The 5,145-nt window shown below is 39.2% G+C and carries 9 protein-coding genes; all 9 read right to left on the reverse strand.

Translation table 11 applies throughout. The features are described 5' to 3' along the window. On the reverse strand, positions 1-870 hold an 870-nt coding region (locus ASF12_RS18620), incomplete at its 3' end, for a pentapeptide repeat-containing protein (protein WP_056037803.1). Then, the gene (locus ASF12_RS18625) at positions 839-1,195 is read right to left on the reverse strand and encodes a hypothetical protein (protein ID WP_056037806.1); all 357 of its coding nucleotides are present in this window, start codon (positions 1,193-1,195) and stop codon (positions 839-841) included. The genes ASF12_RS18620 and ASF12_RS18625, both read right to left, overlap by 32 nt. A gap of 223 nt (positions 1,196-1,418) precedes the next feature. Continuing rightward, on the reverse strand, positions 1,419-1,619 hold the full coding sequence (locus ASF12_RS18630; RefSeq protein ID WP_056037809.1) for a hypothetical protein: 201 nt from the start codon (positions 1,617-1,619) through the stop codon (positions 1,419-1,421). An 18-nt stretch (positions 1,620-1,637) separates the two neighbouring features. After that, complete coding sequence (locus ASF12_RS18635; protein ID WP_056037812.1) at positions 1,638-2,144, reverse strand: hypothetical protein; 507 nt, start codon at positions 2,142-2,144, stop codon at positions 1,638-1,640. A 50-nt stretch (positions 2,145-2,194) separates the two neighbouring features. Further along, on the reverse strand, positions 2,195-2,329 hold the full coding sequence (locus ASF12_RS36190) for a hypothetical protein (RefSeq protein WP_268795450.1): 135 nt from the start codon (positions 2,327-2,329) through the stop codon (positions 2,195-2,197). A 168-nt stretch (positions 2,330-2,497) separates the two neighbouring features. Continuing rightward, on the reverse strand, positions 2,498-2,875 hold the full coding sequence (locus ASF12_RS18640; RefSeq protein WP_056037813.1) for an Imm3 family immunity protein: 378 nt from the start codon (positions 2,873-2,875) through the stop codon (positions 2,498-2,500). Positions 2,876-2,887: 12 nt separating this feature from the next. After that, on the reverse strand, positions 2,888-3,106 hold the full coding sequence (locus ASF12_RS36585) for a deaminase domain-containing protein (RefSeq protein WP_081418910.1): 219 nt from the start codon (positions 3,104-3,106) through the stop codon (positions 2,888-2,890). After that, a complete protein-coding gene (locus tag ASF12_RS18645) occupies positions 3,070-3,336 on the reverse strand; it encodes a hypothetical protein (RefSeq protein ID WP_056037816.1) in 267 nt (88 codons plus the stop codon). The genes ASF12_RS36585 and ASF12_RS18645 overlap by 37 nt, the downstream gene beginning before the upstream one ends. Before the next feature lie 226 nt (positions 3,337-3,562). Beyond that, positions 3,563-4,042, reverse strand: coding sequence for a hypothetical protein (locus tag ASF12_RS18650; protein ID WP_056037820.1), 480 nt, complete (start codon positions 4,040-4,042; stop codon positions 3,563-3,565). Positions 4,043-5,145 lie beyond the last annotated feature (1,103 nt).

A 5,145-nucleotide genomic window follows, 5' to 3' on the forward strand; every position in this document is an offset into this window, starting at 1 on the left:
CTGCTCCTCCGTCAGCTCCACCCGCAGCGCATCCCGCTCCAGCATCCGGCTGCCCGTTAAATCTGCTCCAGTGAAATCCACCTCAAGCAGCTCGGCTCCCGTAAAGTCTGCCGCGATTTTCGCACCCCGAAAACTCGCATACGTCAGGTCTGCCCCTTGGAACTGCACGCCGTTCATCCCGAACACGAGACCATGCTCTTCTGCCACATAGTCCCGATTGCCGAGGACGCCATCGAACCGCGCATAGGTCAGGTCGCAATGGCGAAAATCGGCATCATAGACGAGGCAATCTTGAAAATCCGCCTGATCGCACACACACCGCTCGAATCTTGTGCCCAGCATCCGGCTGTTCGCAAGCGTGCTGCCCGTCAGCGTCACCTCTTCAAATCTCGTATAATTCACATCGATTCCTTCGTACTCCCCACGCATCAGGTTCACGCCAGCGATATGCTCATAGATATAGTCCTGATCTAGCTTGTTTTCCAGCCAGCCCTTGCACGTAATCGACGTCCGCTGCCGCTCCTTCACGCAATAGACCGACTCGCTGATCTCTTGATCCCGGTATTCGCCTACTCGCACCTCAAACGAATCATCCTTCTCCATCTCCTGAAAAGAAGCCAGCTCCCGAATCGCATCCATCGCATAACGCGCCGCATGCACCATATACACATGAAACGGATACAGCTGCTCCTTCATCCAAACCTCAAACGAATGGCGTTCAATCCGGTTCATATACCGCTTGCGCCGCTCCTCGCAGCCTTGATCCCAAGCCTCTGCGAAGCCATAAATCCACCCCGCCTCATAGCGAAAAGAAGTCAGCCCCACCTTGCCATCCGTCTCAGCCTTGATCCCAAGCCTCTGCGAAGCCATAAATCCACCCCGCCTCATAGCGAAAAGAAGTCAGCCCCACCTTGCCATCCGTCTCCCTGTCGCTCGCTTCCAGCATATAGACCGGATGCCCTTCGCTCAGACTTGTCCGCAGCAAGGAGATGTGGATATAGGCACATTTCTGCAAAAGCCCTTCCTGCTGCCGAGCTAACACCGCTTGGCAAAAACGGTCAAAAAGCGCGGTGAACTCCGCCGCAATCCACGCTTTATTTTTCACATAATAATGATGCAACGCCCGAATTTGCGCATTGCGCTGCGGGATAACATCCTCTTCTAAAAAATGCTGCCACCCTTCCATATCGTGCATCGCTTGTTCTCCTATCTATGGTGTTCATTGCCTACTGATTCATCAGCACTTCAATCCCTTTAATGACGACCTGGCCTTATCTATATATAAAATCAATAAAATTAATTAGTAATTGATACGAATAAGCATACGCAAAAAAAAGCTTACCCCACCTTTTTAAGTGGAATAAGCTCCTTGTTATATTGCAATATCTTTTTTCAATAAAATTTTTGTGAGATGCTTATTATTCCTTTATGATTTTATTAATGCCTTGTATCAAGGCATCACGTAATATTTCAGAATAATCATTATAACCTTTCTCCGCTTTGATTTTATCAAACACCTTTTTCAAGGTACCATCAATAAAAATAGTTAAGCCATCAACCTCTACTTCACTACCTTCTCTCTTGAATTTTTCATTTAGTATTGTTAACTTATCACTCATTTTTTTAGCCTCCATTAATCATTCATTTTCTTTTTGATAAATAATACTAATTAGATCTACGCCTTCATCCAGCCAATATTTCTCTGAATCAGGTATATAATCGTCAAAATCTTTGTACTCACCAATCCAGTTATCAGGTGCATACCTTTCAAATGGAAACATCTCTGGAAAACTAGAAAGTAACATTTTCTTGTCAACATCAATAAATAAAGATGGATTTAAAGATAGGATCGTATCATCATATTTCTCTTCTTTTATGATTTTTTTCAATTCCAATGAGCTAGTCTTATACTTACTTAAATTTTCTAAATATATATCTATAGTATCCTCATTCACATTTTTAATGAAGAATCGAGATTCTAAAAGATGTTCCATATCATATTCATATCCATTACTCAAAAATTCTTGTTGTCTTTTAATTAAATCCATTATCCAAAAACTCTTATCTGTTACATACCAAGAAAAATCATTCTTATTATTAATTCCAACAATAATATTAGCAGCATACTCCGGCATACACTCCATATTTACTCTCCTTTTCAGTTCTGGACAGTCAAAAGCAAAAATCTAAATTATTACTCTACTAAACTTTGCACACGTTTCAAAAGATCTGTTTTTTCATCTAAATCAAGTTCATCATTAATTAAATTTATTTTAAAGCTACTTATTTCATCAAGCAGTTCTTTAGAAATTATCTGATTGTTTTTCACTAGCATTTCAGCCAATGTCACGTACAATGTAATTTTTGTACTCAGAGTACGGTCACAACTCCTTTTATACCGACACAGTACTTGTTTTGTGATCTCATCTCCATTCGTATTTTTGGCAAAAAGCTCTAAACAGAAATCACTAACTGCATTCGTAATCTCTGTGTAGTATCATCTTGCCTGATTACACAAATCAATAGGCATTAGTTTTATTTCTTGCAAAGCCTTTTCTTTACGACTTGATAATTCCTCAAATTGTTTTTGTGTTAGTTGTCCATCTTTTATTTGACTTTCAATTTCCTCTAAATTGATTGACTCTAATTCATAAATAAGAATATCTTTTGTTTTACTAAAAATTCTTGGGTTCTGTAATGAAAGCTCAACATATACGATGAATATTAACGCTTTTTCCATTTCATCAACGATGCTTTCAGAATAAAATTCATCAAATGTCATGTTGATTGCTTCGTCGTGACTATAATATTCTTTTTTGTACCTTTCGATATCCCAATAGAATTCATCTATTAAATCTTGATATTGCCATGCCATATAAATCACCTCTTATTTTTTTGGAACTTTATTATCACCATTATGAATAACTTCTATTGTAATGCCTGGATAATCTTTTTGAAAACCACTAATATTTTTATTACAGCTTATACATGTATCATTTTCTGTAAATAGTTTCATTCTTCCCTTTATATTCGGATTTGGCGGACCAAGTTGGCTAGCTAAATCATTTATTATTTTATGCTCTGTATCACTATTTCTTGATATAATTTTCCCAAAATATTAGGAGCATCCTCTGCCGGGTACCTCACTTCGCCTTGTGGTTTATATGAAAAACCGTCGTAATTAATCCCAGGCTGGTGTGGTGGTGAAGGCCCATCTACTTGACTGTGTGCATAGAATTCATTTTTTATTCCTGGAATATTAACTTCTGCATAGCCAAAGTTTGCTCCACTTTTATTCAATGCACCATTAGATAATCTACCTTTTAATTCTGACACCCTTTGAAGAATATGACCTTCTGTCTCTGGATTGATAAGTCTTGTTGGAAACCTATGTCCAGCTTGTCCCGTCCCCTCAAACCTGACTCCACATTCAGAGAACGAAAAAAACCACAATACGGGCGGAAATCTCGTATTGTGGCTTAGTTGGTTATGTTATACGATCTTATTATTGGGGGAAGTAAGTCGGTTTACATATAGATATTAACAGGCTCTTACATACCCATCAAAGATCACTTATTTCAATTGGTTCTTTATTAACAAACTTTTCAAACCAATTATTTAAAGGATAATACCCTTCATTTTTGACTTCTAGCCCTACATTATTCATGTAAAATGAACCCCCTCGTTCCAATACTCTAATTAGAGGCTCGTACACACATAAATATGGACTCACATCAGGATGCTTATCTGCATATCTTGCCAATTGCAAGTACCATTCAATTACGCTTTTCATGCTCGCATCCCTATTGAAAAACTCAATAACGTCTGAATTACAAAAAATTGAAATTTCCATTTCATCTTCATCACCCAACAATTTAGCTAAGTTCGAAAAAGATGGTTGTCTTGGTTTCAATTGTTTCTCTTTAAAAAACTGCGCTAATCTTCTCAGATATTCATAACCCAAGTCGCCTTTTTCGTTCACCTCACCAACTAATTTCCAATTGATATTATTTATTTTTAAAATTGCCTTTTCCAGATGCATCTCTCTCACCTCATATTAGTAATTATTACTATCCGTGTCAGAATGGTCCCAATAATCCTTGTTAGCATTATATTTCGGAAACTCTCCAGGGTTAGGATCTGTTACATTTGCTTTATCATGTGCATTTTTCCCAGGGTCGGGATCAAATCTTTCAGTTTTCGGATTCCAAGTAGAAAGATCCATTAGCGGCATTCCTTTATCCATTAATTCTTTTTCTTTCAATTCATGATTCGCTAATTGTCTAAACCAATCTCTTTCCTCAACTGTAAGTTCTTTTTTTTGAGCTAATTGCCATGCGTAAGCAATATCTTGATCCGCTCTAAAGTATAGTTCCTTATACGGCACTCCGTCTATTGATAGCTGATGTGTGTCAAGAAATAAATGTTTTTTCATGTCACTTATTTCTTGCTCGGTTAGACCAGTATTCTTTGCTACTATAGATATGTCCTCCAACCCAATCTTTCTAATCTCAATATATTTCCTCTCTAAAAAGGCATCAAACCCATCTCTAGGAGGTATAATATATGGTCTCATTTCCGCAGGGTCGGTTAAATACTTACCTTTTCCCGTCCCCTCAACTTTCCCACCTGTTGCATGCGGAGGCTCTGGTCTACTCTTACCCGCACCCTGATAAATAGCTGTATCATCAAACTCATCAATCGGTCGATTGACACCGGGACCGCCTTTACTCGCCTCTTTATTTATAGGCTTTGTTTTCGATTTTGGCGGTATTTTCGGCTTAGACTTATACACGTCCCACGCTTCGTCCAACGCCGCTATATTCCGGCCGTTCGCCAGTTTATTCGCAGCCCCATACATGCCATACTTAAGCAATATACCTAAGTTTACGATAGCCAAGGCAATACCCAGCTTATCTAACNCCGGCCGTTCGCCAGTTTATTCGCAGCCCCATACATGCCATACTTAAGCAATATACCTAAGTTTACGATAGCCAAGGCAATACCCAGCTTATCTAACAATGACTGGTCTATGCCCAGCAAGGACGGGTTCGTGTTGGCATTCCCGTTCTGTAAATCAATAAGTTTCTCTACATTGATCCATATCATCGTCGCGCTTAAGGCCACATCAGCTGCCAATAATAC

Source organism: Paenibacillus sp. Leaf72 (assembly GCF_001422685.1).
Taxonomy (GTDB): Bacteria; Bacillota; Bacilli; order Paenibacillales; family Paenibacillaceae; genus Pristimantibacillus.